This is a genomic window from Mediterranea massiliensis, assembly GCF_900128475.1.
In the GTDB taxonomy this organism is placed as follows: Bacteria; Bacteroidota; Bacteroidia; order Bacteroidales; family Bacteroidaceae; genus Bacteroides; species Bacteroides massiliensis_E.
Genome location: NZ_LT635839.1, coordinates 307,382 through 321,282 on the forward strand (window position 1 = coordinate 307,382; position 13,901 = coordinate 321,282).

Below are 13,901 nucleotides of genomic sequence, written 5' to 3' on the forward strand. Positions count from 1 at the left end.
AATATGAAAACAGAATAGACCAACGGGGCAGTTTTGACGATGAAATACGTTTTTTTCGCCGCCCGGCTGCAATAAACGCGCCCCGCCGACGACTGATAACAGAAAAGCACCGAACGATGATCAAACAAGACTACCTGATACGCATGATACAGCAGATTGTCTCCATGATTGTGGAGGCCCTGCTCCACAAGAAGAAAATCCGCCAGAAGGACTGGGACGACTACGACCACCTGACGCGCCAGATACTGGGCACCGACACCCGCGACCTGCTCAACACCAGTGCCGACGAGCTGACGGCCCGCTATGCCGGCACGCCCGACGGCATGGAGAAGCTGGAGCTGGCCGCCGTCAACATGCTGAAGCTGGCCGAAGAGGTGGACGAGGACAATCCCCTGCTGAAGTCGCGCCTCCGCCAGGAAGGCGTCCAGCTGCTGAAATACATCCAGCAGCACAGCGGCAGCTATTCCCTCCAGCGCGAGTTCCTCATCGGGCTGCTTGAGACCAACCAGTGAATCGAAAACGGAACGTTGACAGATTGACACTTTGACACGCCGACCGCCTGAGAATCGCTCCGTTCGGCCCGAAGGACAGGCCGGCGGCAACGGACGAAGCACGGAGAGCCTTATCCGCTATGCTTCAACGCGATAGCGAAATCCTTACAAAAATTCTGGAAGAAAAACGGAGCGGAAAGCCGCCCTTCCAGGCTCCGGAACCATGAAAACAGCCGCCCCGAAGCCCGAAAGCGGGGAAAACAATGCCTTTCCCCTCGGAAAACAATGCTTTTATCGAGGGAAAACATCCGATTTGTCGAGGGAAAACCTGCACGCTGCCGAGGGAAAACATACACTTTACCCCGCCCAAACCGACGTTTTCCCATCAAAAAAGGCTGCCCACACCCTGTTTCTCCCTTCCGTTGGCACGGATGGGGAAAAGGTGTGGTCAGCCAAAAAGCGCTTTCTCCATCAGTTTGTTTTCCAAAAGAGTGAAATCAGAAGCACCGTGTCAGGAAGCCGTCTCCCGCTTCCTCTTCTCCAACACCCGCACGAACTCCGCCTCGTTGACGGGCTGGAGGGCATCGTGCTTGCCGTCCTGATAGATCACGAGCACATAGTGCACCAGCGCACGGCCTGCCACCTGCATGGACGAACGGCGCTCCACCGACACCACCTCGGCCAACCGGCGCTCGCGGCTGCGCGAAAAACGCCCGCCGTAAACAATCAGCCGCCCGTCGGCAGTCAGCGTATAGGTGGTATGGATGATTCTCTCAATGAAACGGAGCAACAGAATGCCCCACAACACGGCTATCAGAATATACTTCACCCACAGGCAGTAGACCAGCATGAAGGTAAACAGAAGCAGTGCCAGATACTGGGCCGCACCGATGCGGGCATGGAAAACTCGGTCCATCATTTCTCTTTTTTTGCGGTAAAGATATGGATTTTCGGCGGCAAAACGCACAAGCAACGCACTTATTTTGTAGTTTTGCATCCAGCTAATACATAATCGTTATGGTAAGAAAGTTCGATTTCCTCGTCATCGGCTCTGGGATAGCCGGTATGAGCTTCGCCCTGAAAGTGGCGGAAAAGGGGACGGTAGCCCTCATCTGTAAGGCCGGAATGGAAGAGGCCAACACCTATTTTGCACAGGGAGGCATCGCCTCGGTAACCAACCTGGCCGTGGACAATTTCGAGAAGCACATCGAAGACACCATGATAGCGGGCGACTGGATCAGCGACCGCGCCGCCGTGGAGAAGGTGGTGCGCAACGCGCCCGCACAAATCAAGGAGCTCATCAACTGGGGCGTGAAGTTCGACAAGAAGGAAGACGGAACATTCGACCTGCACAAGGAAGGCGGACACTCGGAGTTCCGCATCCTGCACCACAAGGACAACACGGGAGCCGAGATACAGACTTCGCTCATCGAAGCCGTGAAGCAGCATCCCAACATCACCATATTCACCAACTTCTATGCCGTAGAAATCATCACGCAGCACCACCTGGGCATCATCGTAACACGCTACACGCCGGGCATCAAGTGCTACGGCGCCTACGTGCTGAACGAGGCCACGGGCGAGGTGGACACCTTCCTCAGCAAGGTGACCGTCATGGCCACCGGAGGCTGTGAGGCCGTCTACCGCCACACCACCAACCCGCTGGTGGCCACGGGCGACGGCATCGCCATGGTCTACCGCGCCAAGGGAGCGGTGAAGGACATGGAGTTCATCCAGTTCCACCCCACGGCCCTCTACCATCCGGGCGACCGCCCCGCCTTCCTCATCACCGAGGCCATGCGCGGCTACGGCGGCGTGCTCCGCACGATGGACGGCAAGGAGTTCATGCAGAAGTACGACCCGCGCCTGTCGCTCGCCCCGCGCGACATCGTGGCCCGCGCCATCGACAACGAGATGAAGCTCCGCGGTGAGGACCACGTCTACCTGGACGTCACCCACAAGGACCCCGAAGAAACGAAGCGCCACTTCCCCAACATCTACCAGAAATGCCTCAGCATCGGCATCGACATCACGAAGGACTACATCCCCGTGGCTCCCGCCGCCCACTACCTCTGCGGAGGCATCAAGGTGGACCTCGACGGGCAGAGCAGCATCCGCCGCCTCTACGCCATCGGCGAATGTTCGTGCACGGGCCTGCACGGCGGCAACCGCCTGGCCTCGAACTCGCTCATCGAAGCCGTGGTCTATGCCGACGCGGCCGCCAAGCATGCCCTGAGCGTGCTGGAACGCTACGACTTCAACGAAGACATCCCCGAATGGAACGACGAGGGCACCATCAGCAACGAGGAACGCGTGCTCATCACGCAGAGCATGAAGGAGGTGAACCAGATTATGGAGTCGTACGTGGGCATCGTGCGCAGCAACGTGCGCCTCACCCGCGCCTGGAACCGCCTGGACATCCTCTACGAGGAGACCGAACGCCTCTTCAAGCGTTGCAAGGCCACCCGCGAGCTGTGCGAACTGCGCAACATGATCAACGTGGGCTACCTCATCACGAAGCAGGCCATGGAGCGCAAGGAAAGCCGCGGCCTGCACTACACCATCGACTATCCGCACCACGCCGACGAGGCCGACGGGAAAAAGAAATGACAGCAGGTTGTAAACATTCATCGCAACCGGCAGAAAGCATTCTCCTCACCGGCTTCAGAAGGCCTTGGCAACGGCCCGCGTGAATGTTTCAAACATGGAGGCCTTATGTTTCAAACATACACCCTGTGGGTTTGAAACATAAGGCTCCTGTGGTTTAAACCCGACTTTGGGCAGAATTGGATGCAGGCTCTACCTTGTAAAATAAATTAACCAGTAACAGGTATCTATATTCTGAAAAGAGCAAGAGCTGTCTCAAGAAATAAAGTCAGAAGCAAATACAACGTCATCCCGGCCTTGATCCGGGATGACAAGATATTAGCGCTTCTTTGTTCTCGAGACAGCTCTTACTGATATATGTGGATGTCAATCCAAGTCTTACCAGTTCTCCTTCTTCACCTCGAAGTAGGCTTGCGGATGCAGGCAGGCGGGGCATACCTCGGGAGCTTCCTTGCCCACGTGGATGAATCCGCAGTTGCGGCACTGCCATACCACTTCGCCTTCCTTGGCAAATACGGCGGCATTCTCGATGTTCTTCACGAAAGCCAGGTAGCGCTCTTCGTGTCCCTTCTCGGCGATGGCGATGTTGCGGTACATCAGGGCGATTTCGGGGAAGCCTTCTTCGTCGGCGATGTCGGCAAACTTGGGATAGTCGAGCGACCATTCCTCGTTCTCACCGGCAGCGGCTGCCTGAAGGTTTTCGAGCGTCGTGCCGATGACACCTGCGGGATAGCTGGCCGTAATCTCCACCATGCCGCCTTCGAGCCACTTGAACATGCGCTTGGCGTGCTCCTTCTCCTGGTCGGCTGTCTCCATGAAGATAGCGGCAATCTGTTCGTAACCTTCCTTCTTGGCTACACTGGCAAAGTAAGTGTAACGCATGCGTGCCTGCGATTCGCCGGCAAACGAAGTCATCAGATTCTTCTCTGTGCGGGTTCCTTTGATACTCTTAGTCATAATCATTCAGTTTTTAAAAGGGTTAATATTTTGTTCTTGTTGATTTCTGTGTTGCAAATGTAGGCAAAAGGCTTCAAATGCCTTGCATCCAACCTTATCGGATTTTTCTATCGTTTCATAAATTAAATCTATCAAACGCCGGATAGCTTGCGACATTAACAATAATTGTCTACGGTCACATGCTATAAAGAAACAAATATCACTATCTTTGGGTTCATAGAAACTTCATAAATATTCCATCGGTCATGAAAATACATCTCAGTTCTCTCTTTTTGCTGGCTTTGGCCTGCATCAGTTTTTCAGCCTGTTTCGTACAGCGTTCCGTTTCGGTCAGCAAAGCCGTCAACAATCCCGACTATACCGTCAGCTACCTCTTCGAACACGACGGATGCCGCGTTTACCGCTTTTATGACACCTATTCGGGCAGCTACGTCTACTTCACCACGCAGGGCGACGTTACCGCCATCCCCAACGACTCCACACGCCAGCAAACGGTGACTTACCGCTATCGAGACAACGACACATTCATAAAAAAATCGGAATAATAGCGTCTGTTTGCTTTATTTTACCTAAATTTGCACTTTCTTTTTCAAAAAGGCAACAAACTCAATAGGTAAAATAAAGTTCTATTAAACAGAAAATGAAAGCGTTCGAATTCAAGCCGAAACTCTACACGGCGCTGAAGAATTATTCCAAAGAAATGTTTATGGCCGACCTTATGGCCGGCATCATCGTGGGCATCGTGGCCCTTCCGCTGGCCATTGCCTTCGGCATCGCTTCGGGTGTATCGCCCGAGAAAGGTATCGTGACCGCCATCATTGCGGGTTTCATCATCTCCCTGCTGGGCGGCAGCAAGGTGCAGATCGGCGGACCTACAGGTGCGTTCATCGTCATCATCTACGGCATCATCCAGCAATATGGTGAAGCGGGACTTATCGTGGCCACACTGATGGCAGGCGTCATCCTGGTGCTGCTGGGTGTGTTCAAGCTGGGAGCAGTCATCAAATTCATCCCCTATCCCATCATCGTGGGCTTTACGAGCGGTATCGCCGTCACCATCTTCACCACACAGGTGGCCGATGTATTCGGCCTTCAGTTCGGTGGTGAAAAGGTACCGGGCGACTTCGTAGGCAAATGGCTGGTGTACTTCCGTCACTTCGACACGGTAAACTGGTGGAACACGCTGGTGAGCGTAGTGAGCATCGCCATCATCGCCCTGACGCCCAAGTTCTCGAAGAAGATACCCGGCTCGCTTATCGCCATTGTGGTGGTAACCGTGGCCGTCTGGCTGATGAAGACTTACGGCGGCATCACCTGCATCGACACCATCGGCGACCGTTTCAGCATCCGTGCCGAGCTGCCCGACGCCGCTATTCCCGCATTGGATTGGGAGGCAATAAAGAACCTCTTCCCCGTAGCGGTGACCATTGCCGTACTGGGTGCCATCGAGTCACTGCTCTCGGCTACCGTAGCCGACGGTATGATTGGCGACAAGCATGACTCGAATACGGAGCTTATCGCACAAGGTGCGGCCAACATCATCACTCCGCTCTTCGGAGGTATCCCCGCCACGGGAGCCATCGCCCGTACCATGGCCAACATCAACAACGGCGGCAAGTCGCCCGTAGCCGGCATCGTACATGCCATCGTACTGCTGCTCATCCTGCTGTTGCTCATGCCACTGGCCCAATACATCCCCATGGGCTGTCTGGCAGGTGTACTGGTTGTCGTATCCTATAACATGAGCGGCTGGCGCACGTTCAAGGCGCTTCTCCGCAATCCGAAGTCGGACGTCACGGTGCTGCTCATCACCTTCTTCCTGACCGTCATCTTCGACCTGACCGTAGCCATCGAAATGGGTCTGGTCATCGCCTGCGTGCTCTTCATGCGCCGCGTGATGGAAACGACGGAAATCTCGGTCATCAAAGACGAGATAGATCCCAGTAAGGAGTCGGATATCGCCACTCACGAGGAGCATCTGATAATTCCGAAAGGTGTGGAAGTATATGAAATCAACGGCCCCTACTTCTTCGGCATCGCCACCAAGTTTGAAGAAACCATGGCCCAATTAGGCGACCGACCCAAGGTACGGGTCATCCGCATGCGTAAGGTGCCGTTCATCGACTCTACGGGTATCCACAACCTGGAAAGCCTCTGCCGCATGTCGCAGAAGGAAAAGATAACCATCGTCCTCTCGGGCGTCAACGAGAAGGTACACAAGGTACTGGAAAAATCGGGCTTCTACGAACTGCTGGGTGAGGAGAACATCTGCCCCAACATCAACGTAGCATTGGAGCGGGCCAAGAAGCTGTTGTAAACAGACGACCTCTGCATAAAAAAAGAAGAGGATGTATCAAAATAGGAGTTCGCTTTCTTTAGGCACGGATTACACGGATTTCACGGATTAATATCTATACATATTCAGCGTTTTTCCGCGTAATCCGTGCCTAAAATAACAGGAAGTCAGTCTATCTATATTTGATACATCCTCTTCTTATTTGAGAAGATCCATAACCATCCCGTAGAAAGGATTTCTATATCGACCACTATTCCTCGAACTGATCCAGCAGTTCCCTGCACTTTCTCACGTGCTTTTTATATTGCAATAGGGTTATCGCAATGGCAACAAGGATGGAAACAATGCCCGACACGGTGATGAGCTGTACGGTAGCAGCATCGTCCGCCAAGGCATACAGGCGCATAAAGATATAGGTGACCATAGCCGTCAGGGGAATTATGGCGGCAATGAGCGACCCTGCATAGAATTTGCGATAACCGGCAATCTTGCCTGTCACCGTCCGCACATCGTCGTCCAGCAGATGATCCATACCCAGCTTGCGACTGACCCACAGGCTGACACCCAAATCAATCAAAGCCCACAATGAAACCAATATGCCAAACAGCAGGGGCCAGTCTATGTTGATACAAATCACGATAATCGTGGGTATTGTCACGATATCACCCAATATCCGGTCCTTGATTTCCTTGCTGATAGCCATCGCAGGGCGCCTTCTAAGGGATTTGAAGAACTTTTCGTTCAGCATTTCCTGTTTTTCCAGCCCTTCCTTAAACACGTTATACTCCAATTTCAGCGTCTGAATTTCTTTTTCGATATTGATTTCCATACGATTCATACTTTTAGATGTTAGACATTTTTTTGAGTTGTTCCTTGATACGGACCAGCTTAAACGAGACGTTCTTGACAGAAATACCCAGGATAGCGCCAATCTCGTCGTAGCTCAGGCCTTCGAGCCACAACAGGACCACGCTTCTGTCCACCAGTCCCAATGCATTGATCCGCTTATAAAGCTGCTTTATTTGCAAATTCTTTTCCAGACTTCTTCCTTCCGAAGGGAAACCTGCGCCCAAGTCCAGCCGTTCGCGCCGCTTCTTCCGGCGGTTGCTGAAGTTGATGCAATAGTTCAGGCTGACGCGGTAAATCCACGTCTTGATGTCGCTCTTCCCCTCGAAGGCATCGAAGCCCTGCCACAAGCGGACGAGGATGTCCTGATAGAGATCGTTTACCTCGTCCGTATCACTCGAAAACATGTAGCAGACGGTGTAGATGGTCCGCTCATGTTCTCGGATGACAGTTATGAATTGTTGTTCTTTCGCATTCATTCCGTTGCTGTTTTTACTTGTTAGACCACAAAGCGGCCCGAAAACTATACGCGACCGGCGATTTTTTATCATTTTCCCTCCAATAAAGCCGAAAAGCAAATTAAATGACTTTCCGAAAAAGAAGCAATGTTTTCCATCAAAGAAAGCAATGCTTTGCGACAAAGAAAGCAATGTTTTGACAGAAAACAAAGCCACCTTCCACAGACAACAACCTTAACCTAAACTTAACGTAACGTTAACCTGAATCCCCACCGCGCCGCCCTACCTTTGCGACATCGAAACAAAGAAATAGAAATGTCTAACTCATAAAACTGAAACGAATATGATTACCAATCTCATCATGGCCTCACTGATTTCGGCCGCAGGCGTATCTACCAACTTAGTATATAACGTAAAAATAGAAAACAACCGGCTGACGAACAAGGAAGTGTTCAGCGTGGAAGACGGCAAATACTTGAAGCGCCTCTTCAAGATGGACTTCACCTACAACGCGCAGGGACAGGTGACGGACAAGAAGACCTACGTGTGGAGCGATGCCCGCCAGGACTACATCCTCCAACAGACGGAAACCTTCAACCCGAACGAAGCGCTGAAATAAAAAGCCGGAGAAGTTGCAAGAAACCTCTCTCTTCTGCGACCAATCTATAAAAAGAACCATTAATCCCCAAAGAACACTATAATGAAAAAGACACTCGTACTTGTGATGCTCCTTTGCATCGCCCTCGGCGCCCAGGCGCAACTGTTATGGAAAATATCGGGCAACGGCCTCGACCGACCCTCGTACGTCATGGGTACGCACCACCTGGCTCCCCTCAGCATCAAAGACAGCATCGCAGGCATGAAGCAGGCAATGGACGAAACGCAACAGGTCTATGGCGAACTCATTATGGAGAACGCCATGAAGCCCGACATGCTGATGAAGATGCAGCAGGCCATGATGCTGCCAGCCGACACCACGCTGAAAAGCCTCTTCGAACCGGCCGAATACGACAGCATCGCTTCGGTCGTGAAGACATACATCGGCATGGACCTTGCTCTGTTCGACAAGCTGAAACCCGCCGCCCTCACTACCCAGCTGTCCGTAGCACTGGCCGCCAAGTCCGTAAAAGGTTTTAATCCGCAAGAACAACTCGACACCTGGTTTCAGGCGCAGGCCAAGCAAGCTGGAAAGAAGGTAGGAGGGCTGGAGAGCATGGAGCAACAGATAGATATCCTCTACCGTTCGCAGAGCTTGCAACGCCAGGCCCACCTGCTCTATTGTGCGGCTACCACCATCGACTACGCCACCCTACAGGCCCAACGCATGACAGAGGCATACATGAACCAGGACCTCGACACCCTGCTTGAAATCATGGAAGAAAAGCAGAACGACTCCTGCGACAGCACCCCCCAGGAGGAAGATGTCCTGATATTCGACCGCAATGCCGACTGGGCCCGCCAGTTACCCAACATCATGAAGCAGGCCCCCACCCTGTTCGTGGTAGGCGCCGGCCATCTGCCCGGCTCCCGCGGCCTGTTGAAGCTGCTCGAAGCTCAAGGATACACGGTGGAGCCGATGAAGTGACGCAAATGTTGAGGATACCTCAAATCTAACATTTTGTCATTCTGAGCAAAGCGAAGAATCTCGAAAGCAGTTGTTTGTGTATTGAGATCCTTCACTTCGTTCAGGATGACATTAAAATTGACCCTTATGCACCTCAACAAAAAAATCAAGCAAGCTTGTTTTTTCTGCTTTCGACTTTCACTACCTTTGGAGCCTGAACAAACTCATCGTCATGCCCAAAAGAAAAACGAAGAAGAAAGACTCCAAAGGTCTGCTGTACCTCATCCTGCTGGTGTGTGCCGCCTTCATCGGTTACGGCCCGCTGAGCAATGCCTGGCAATCGGGGCTCATCAGCCTCGACCACCTGCCGGAAGGTATAAAGTCTGCCGTACAGACAGACAAATCTGAAACACAGACAAACGCCTCCGCCGCCCAAGGCCTTGAAATCCCCGCCCCGATGAAGGGCGCGGACGAAACTATCCTGAAGCGCAAAGGATATACCGTATCTTATAACCGTACATTGAATTTGCCCAACTGGGTGGCGTGGGAGCTGAACCGCGACAAGCTGGTAGAGCGCGAAAGCCGCACAGACAAATTCCTGCCCGACCCCAACCTGCCCGAGAGTGAGGCCGTCACTACCGACGACTACAAAGGTTCAGGCTGGGACCGCGGCCACATGTGCCCCGCCGCCGACAATCGTTGGCACTGGCGTGCCATGCAGGAGAGTTTCTACATGACCAACATCTGCCCCCAACACCACAACCTGAACCGAGGCGACTGGAAAGAACTGGAAGACCGCTGCCGCGTGTGGGCCGAACAGGAAGGACGCATCTACATCGTTTGCGGCCCTATCCTCTACAACCAGAAACATCGTACCATCGGAAAAGAACACAAAGTGACCGTGCCCGAAGCCTTCTTCAAGGTCATCCTATGTGCCGACAGCCGCCCTCCTCGGGCCATTGGTTTCATCTACAAGAACACCTCGGGCAACCATCCGTTGGACAGCTACACCAACTCAGTCGACCAGGTGGAGCGCATCACAGGCATCGACTTCTTCCCCGCCCTGCCCGACGACGTGGAGAAACAGGTAGAAGCATCATACGATTGGAAAAAGTGGAACTAATAAAGACTCAATACGACACACTCACCTCAATCCCCGCTTCCCTCACCAGCGCACCAATGCGGTCGAGCTCTTCGTGCGTAGCCTTCCGCAGGTCGTGGTCGGGCGTCTCGCGGTCGATGGTATAGATCATCACCTGGCGGGGCGCTATCTCCTTTACCTTCTCCAGCCAGGGGAGCACGTATTTGTCGGACGTATTGTCCATATCCTTGCCCATGTATCCGCCTTTGAGGAACATCGTCTGGATGATGCAACGACCTTTGAACGCCTTCATGCCCTCGATGATGTCGGCCACGGCATATTTGCCTGTCGGACGGTCGAGGTTGCGGATATAGGCTTCATCCACCGTGTCGAGCTTCAGGATGTTGTTGTCTATCTTGTTGAGCGCGGCAAAGACGGCAGGCTTGTGGATAAAGGTGGAGTTGCTGAGCACACTGACCTTGGCATCAGGGAAATAATGGTCGCGCAGGGCCAGCGTATCGTCGATGATCTCGGCAAAATGCGGATGAGCCGTCGGCTCTCCATTGCCGGCAAAGGTCAGCACGTCGGGAGTGGGCCCGTTGGCCTTCATATCCTGCAGGCGGGCCTCCAGAGCAGCCCGGACTTCTTCACGCGTGGGGCGGGGAAGCTTCGGACGAAAATCTTCGTTGAAGCCGCATTCGCAATAGATGCAGTTGAACGTACATACCTTGCCGTCGGCCGGCATCAGGTTGATGCCCAGCGAAACTCCTAGGCGGCGGGAGTGGATAGGCCCGAAGATGGGCGAAGGATAGATGACAGTCATACAAACCTCCTGTTTTTATCAATCATGAATAGCAGGAACAAAGGTAAGGCAAAAAGGATGAAATCTTCCCTTTTCCTTCAAAAATAAAACAAAATACATTATTTTTCGAAAAATTCATCTCTATTCTGATTGAAGTTAACTACATTTGCGAAAATAATATCATAAAGACACTGAATATGAAAACATTCAAGATTTTTGCATCCGCATTCATTCTCTCGGCACTGTTTGCCACCGGCAGCTTTGCCCAACAACAAAATCAGAAAGATATGACTAATCACAGCAAAGTATTCATGTATGAAAAGGACATGGAATGGGAACCTGCCGGCCAGGGAGCCACCCGCCAGATTGTAGGTTACAACGAAGACATCATGATGGTAAAGGTAAAGTTTGAAAAGGGTGGTATCGGTAGTGCCCACAAGCACGAACATACCCAAGTGACCTACGTAGCCAGCGGCGCATTCGAATTTACCATCGGCGGCGAAAAGAAAATTGTGAAGGCCGGCGACGCACTCTACATGGAACCCAACGTAGAGCATGGTTGCGTCTGCCTCGAACCCGGACTGCTCATCGACTGCTTCAGCCCTTACAGAGCCGACTTCCTAAAGAAATAAATACACGAAACCATAGGTCAGAATTTCAGTCGGACTTGCACTTGCAGGTCCAACTTTTTGTTTCCACGTATCAAGTCGTTGCCCGAACCTATCTCCTGCCTGTCCTGATAAAGGGTCTGCCCGAACTTGGCTATCAGCATCAGCCAGTCGCGAAAGTCATAGCGCAGGTGGGCGGAGAAGCGGAAGCCGCGACCGTAGAAAGAAGGCGTGTAGAAAGTATACAGCAACCCTTTCTCGTAGGCATAGACACGTGAGTCGTAGTCGTCTGTATGGAAATAAGTGCCCTGCAACGTGGCGGCCAGCGGAAGGAAAGGCAAGCGCACGCCACACATCTGCGTGACCTGCCATCCCTGACTGCATTGTAGCGGTGCCTGGACGAAGCGGTTGTAGTCGGCCGTCGTACGCAGGCTCCACAAGCCCTGCGCATAGCTGAGCCGATAGCGTACCTTGTGATGCAGGGTGGGCAGAATGGTTTCGCCGCCGCTGCCCGTCACATCCCTCTCCTTGCGCTTGAGGCGGTAGTTGGCATACATCGACCACCATTTGTTGGGAGTGAAGGTTACCTGAAACAGTCCGTCCACTCCCTGCGACGGCTTGCTGATGCGGTACTTCCACCAGGGAAACGAGAACAGGTCGATGCCACCGAAGAAACGCCAGCGGGCGAAAGGCGATGCTTCGCCGGCCAGATACCAGCCGTTTTCGTTCTGCAAAGCACTGCTTTCTCCAAACGAATGGGCAAACATCCCCCAATAGTCGTGCGAATAGTAGCGGTGGATGAGCATCACCTTATACTGCCCGCCCGCCTGATAGCGGAGCTGGTTGAGGAAGGCATATCCCTGCTTGCCCTTGGCCGCCTCGCCCACCCAGGCAAAACGCCCCAAACGGTAGGCATAATCTACGCCGACGTTGTAGAAACGATTGCCCCGCAGGTTGTAGCGGGCATATTCCCTCAAGTCCGGCTCGTAGGGACGGTCGAAGAAGTAATAGAGCCCTATCGCACCCACTTTCAGATGCGTGCCTTCGTAGGCAACGTTTCCTCCTGCCGCCTGCATCACAAAGGCATGCCGCTTGGCCGCTTCCTTGGCCGTGCGGTGCAGGCCTGTCTTGTAGATGGAAGTGATTTCGCCGTCCTCTACCACGCCGTCCAGGTTGCGGTGCGAATAGAAGGCCGATGCCCTCCAGCGGGAAGCCAGACGGACGGTAGCTCCCACTCCCCGAAAATAATTGTATTCGTCGGACGAGCTGTGCTTGCGGAAGCCTTCCGTGCGATACTCCGCCGTAGCCAGCGAAAAGGTCTTGCCCAACCCGAATCCGTTGCCCAGCACCAGCCCCTGCCCGAAACTGACTCTGTAATTGCCCACAGCCAACGTTTCCAGCCTGCCCCACCCTTTCAGCAGAAGATAGAATGAATAGTAGTCATATCCCTGCCGGTCGTGCAGAGCAAAGAAAGGCTCGCCCGCATCTTTCTCGCCCGTCACGCCCACCTGCAGACGGTCGCCATAGCGGAAACTGTAACGCAAGGAATGATACATCGAAGGCCCCAGATAGTCTTTCTCGTACCCCTTACGCTTATAGAAGGGAAGGTCGAAGCGGGCCGTCGCCTCGTGCCTGCCATACTTCAGGATATTCTTCAACGAAGGATAACGTGTTTCTTCCTCCAGAGGACGGACGCAGACAAAGGGCAACAGGCGGCCGATGGTCTCCTTGTCCATCGTTTCCACCAGCTGGAGTTCGTACAACGTCTGCATTGCTCCATGCACATGCACATAGGCCAACAGATTCTCTACCTGCTCTTCCGACAGAAAGGGAAACTGCTCCAGCTGTTCGCGGGTAGCCGCGTTCAGGTTCAGCTTCTGTTCCATCCGTCGGGAAAGCTCTTCCAGCTCGTCTTCCCAGTCGGTGCTCTCGGCCTCGGCGGCCAGCTGCTCCAGGTTTTCCTCCCAGAGCATCAGGTCGGGAGTCTGTGCCTGCAAGGCCAAAGCAAACAGGGTCAGCATCCATCCGACGGCTATTCTGATGTATTTCATAGTATCGTAATTTGTTTATGGCCGTCTAAGTTACCTTAAATAAGTTAACGGCACAAGGAAAAAGCAAAAGTATTAAAAAAAGATTTCAAAGAATGATGTACTTTTGCGTCTGTGAACAGAAAGCTCCTCATATTAACCGT

Annotated in this window: 14 protein-coding genes; 8 read left to right on the forward strand and 6 right to left on the reverse strand. The window is 53.0% G+C overall.

Annotated elements, in window-relative coordinates; genetic code table 11:
• Positions 1-116: 116 nt before the first annotated feature.
• Positions 117-512: a hypothetical protein gene (locus BQ7483_RS14740; protein ID WP_022020803.1), complete on the forward strand. Its 396-nt coding sequence runs from the start codon at positions 117-119 to the stop codon at positions 510-512.
• 490 nt (positions 513-1,002) lie between these two features.
• Here BQ7483_RS14740 and BQ7483_RS14745 read toward each other — a convergent pair whose 3' ends face one another.
• Positions 1,003-1,410, reverse strand: a complete 408-nt coding sequence (locus BQ7483_RS14745) for a PH domain-containing protein (RefSeq protein WP_022020804.1) — start codon at positions 1,408-1,410, stop codon at positions 1,003-1,005.
• A 98-nt stretch (positions 1,411-1,508) separates the two neighbouring features.
• On the opposite strand from BQ7483_RS14745, the gene nadB reads away from it, so the two are divergent.
• Positions 1,509-3,101: an L-aspartate oxidase gene (gene nadB / locus BQ7483_RS14750; protein ID WP_022020805.1), complete on the forward strand. Its 1,593-nt coding sequence runs from the start codon at positions 1,509-1,511 to the stop codon at positions 3,099-3,101.
• Positions 3,102-3,476: 375 nt separating this feature from the next.
• Here nadB and rbr read toward each other — a convergent pair whose 3' ends face one another.
• Positions 3,477-4,055 carry a rubrerythrin gene (gene rbr / locus BQ7483_RS14755; protein ID WP_072546410.1) on the reverse strand — a complete coding sequence of 193 codons (579 nt, stop codon included), beginning with the start codon at positions 4,053-4,055 and terminating at the stop codon, positions 3,477-3,479.
• A 245-nt stretch (positions 4,056-4,300) separates the two neighbouring features.
• Between rbr and BQ7483_RS14760 the strand changes: the two genes are divergently transcribed.
• Together BQ7483_RS14760 and BQ7483_RS14765 are read left to right on the forward strand one after the other, a co-directional pair.
• On the forward strand, positions 4,301-4,600 hold the full coding sequence (locus BQ7483_RS14760) for a DUF4884 domain-containing protein (protein ID WP_072546411.1): 300 nt from the start codon (positions 4,301-4,303) through the stop codon (positions 4,598-4,600).
• 95 nt (positions 4,601-4,695) lie between these two features.
• A complete protein-coding gene (locus tag BQ7483_RS14765) occupies positions 4,696-6,372 on the forward strand; it encodes a SulP family inorganic anion transporter (RefSeq protein ID WP_072546412.1) in 1,677 nt (558 codons plus the stop codon).
• A 229-nt stretch (positions 6,373-6,601) separates the two neighbouring features.
• Here BQ7483_RS14765 and BQ7483_RS14770 read toward each other — a convergent pair whose 3' ends face one another.
• On the reverse strand, positions 6,602-7,180 hold the full coding sequence (locus tag BQ7483_RS14770) for a hypothetical protein (RefSeq protein ID WP_072546413.1): 579 nt from the start codon (positions 7,178-7,180) through the stop codon (positions 6,602-6,604).
• Positions 7,181-7,193: 13 nt separating this feature from the next.
• Entirely contained in the window at positions 7,194-7,676 is a 483-nt protein-coding gene (locus BQ7483_RS14775; protein ID WP_072546414.1) for an RNA polymerase sigma factor, read from the reverse strand.
• 322 nt (positions 7,677-7,998) lie between these two features.
• On the opposite strand from BQ7483_RS14775, the gene BQ7483_RS14780 reads away from it, so the two are divergent.
• The 3 genes from BQ7483_RS14780 to BQ7483_RS14790 all read left to right on the forward strand — a co-directional run bounded on the left by BQ7483_RS14780 (position 7,999) and on the right by BQ7483_RS14790 (position 10,342).
• Positions 7,999-8,274: a DUF3836 domain-containing protein gene (locus BQ7483_RS14780; RefSeq protein ID WP_072546415.1), complete on the forward strand. Its 276-nt coding sequence runs from the start codon at positions 7,999-8,001 to the stop codon at positions 8,272-8,274.
• A gap of 81 nt (positions 8,275-8,355) precedes the next feature.
• Entirely contained in the window at positions 8,356-9,240 is an 885-nt protein-coding gene (locus BQ7483_RS14785) for a TraB/GumN family protein (RefSeq protein ID WP_072546416.1), read from the forward strand.
• 211 nt (positions 9,241-9,451) lie between these two features.
• Positions 9,452-10,342, forward strand: coding sequence for a DNA/RNA non-specific endonuclease (locus BQ7483_RS14790; RefSeq protein ID WP_072546417.1), 891 nt, complete (start codon positions 9,452-9,454; stop codon positions 10,340-10,342).
• 7 nt (positions 10,343-10,349) lie between these two features.
• Here the strand turns inward: BQ7483_RS14790 and BQ7483_RS14795 are convergent, their stop codons facing one another.
• A complete protein-coding gene (locus tag BQ7483_RS14795; RefSeq protein WP_072546418.1) occupies positions 10,350-11,123 on the reverse strand; it encodes a radical SAM protein in 774 nt (257 codons plus the stop codon).
• A gap of 176 nt (positions 11,124-11,299) precedes the next feature.
• On the opposite strand from BQ7483_RS14795, the gene BQ7483_RS14800 reads away from it, so the two are divergent.
• Complete coding sequence (locus tag BQ7483_RS14800) at positions 11,300-11,734, forward strand: cupin domain-containing protein (RefSeq protein WP_317041278.1); 435 nt, start codon at positions 11,300-11,302, stop codon at positions 11,732-11,734.
• Positions 11,735-11,751: 17 nt separating this feature from the next.
• Here BQ7483_RS14800 and BQ7483_RS14805 read toward each other — a convergent pair whose 3' ends face one another.
• Positions 11,752-13,761: a helix-hairpin-helix domain-containing protein gene (locus BQ7483_RS14805; protein WP_072546419.1), complete on the reverse strand. Its 2,010-nt coding sequence runs from the start codon at positions 13,759-13,761 to the stop codon at positions 11,752-11,754.
• Positions 13,762-13,901: the final 140 nt, after the last annotated feature.

What these genes read in the sequence shown, in the direction of transcription:
- BQ7483_RS14740 (WP_022020803.1), top strand. Translation starts at nt 117, where the DNA reads ATGATCAAACAAGACTACCTGATACGCATGATACAGCAGATTGTCTCC.
- BQ7483_RS14745 (WP_022020804.1), bottom strand. Translation starts at nt 1,410, where the DNA reads ATGATGGACCGAGTTTTCCATGCCCGCATCGGTGCGGCCCAGTATCTG.
- nadB (WP_022020805.1), top strand. Translation starts at nt 1,509, where the DNA reads ATGGTAAGAAAGTTCGATTTCCTCGTCATCGGCTCTGGGATAGCCGGT.
- rbr (WP_072546410.1), bottom strand. Translation starts at nt 4,055, where the DNA reads ATGACTAAGAGTATCAAAGGAACCCGCACAGAGAAGAATCTGATGACT.
- BQ7483_RS14760 (WP_072546411.1), top strand. Translation starts at nt 4,301, where the DNA reads ATGAAAATACATCTCAGTTCTCTCTTTTTGCTGGCTTTGGCCTGCATC.
- BQ7483_RS14765 (WP_072546412.1), top strand. Translation starts at nt 4,696, where the DNA reads ATGAAAGCGTTCGAATTCAAGCCGAAACTCTACACGGCGCTGAAGAAT.
- BQ7483_RS14770 (WP_072546413.1), bottom strand. Translation starts at nt 7,180, where the DNA reads ATGGAAATCAATATCGAAAAAGAAATTCAGACGCTGAAATTGGAGTAT.
- BQ7483_RS14775 (WP_072546414.1), bottom strand. Translation starts at nt 7,676, where the DNA reads ATGAATGCGAAAGAACAACAATTCATAACTGTCATCCGAGAACATGAG.
- BQ7483_RS14780 (WP_072546415.1), top strand. Translation starts at nt 7,999, where the DNA reads ATGATTACCAATCTCATCATGGCCTCACTGATTTCGGCCGCAGGCGTA.
- BQ7483_RS14785 (WP_072546416.1), top strand. Translation starts at nt 8,356, where the DNA reads ATGAAAAAGACACTCGTACTTGTGATGCTCCTTTGCATCGCCCTCGGC.
- BQ7483_RS14790 (WP_072546417.1), top strand. Translation starts at nt 9,452, where the DNA reads ATGCCCAAAAGAAAAACGAAGAAGAAAGACTCCAAAGGTCTGCTGTAC.
- BQ7483_RS14795 (WP_072546418.1), bottom strand. Translation starts at nt 11,123, where the DNA reads ATGACTGTCATCTATCCTTCGCCCATCTTCGGGCCTATCCACTCCCGC.
- BQ7483_RS14800 (WP_317041278.1), top strand. Translation starts at nt 11,300, where the DNA reads ATGAAAACATTCAAGATTTTTGCATCCGCATTCATTCTCTCGGCACTG.
- BQ7483_RS14805 (WP_072546419.1), bottom strand. Translation starts at nt 13,761, where the DNA reads ATGAAATACATCAGAATAGCCGTCGGATGGATGCTGACCCTGTTTGCT.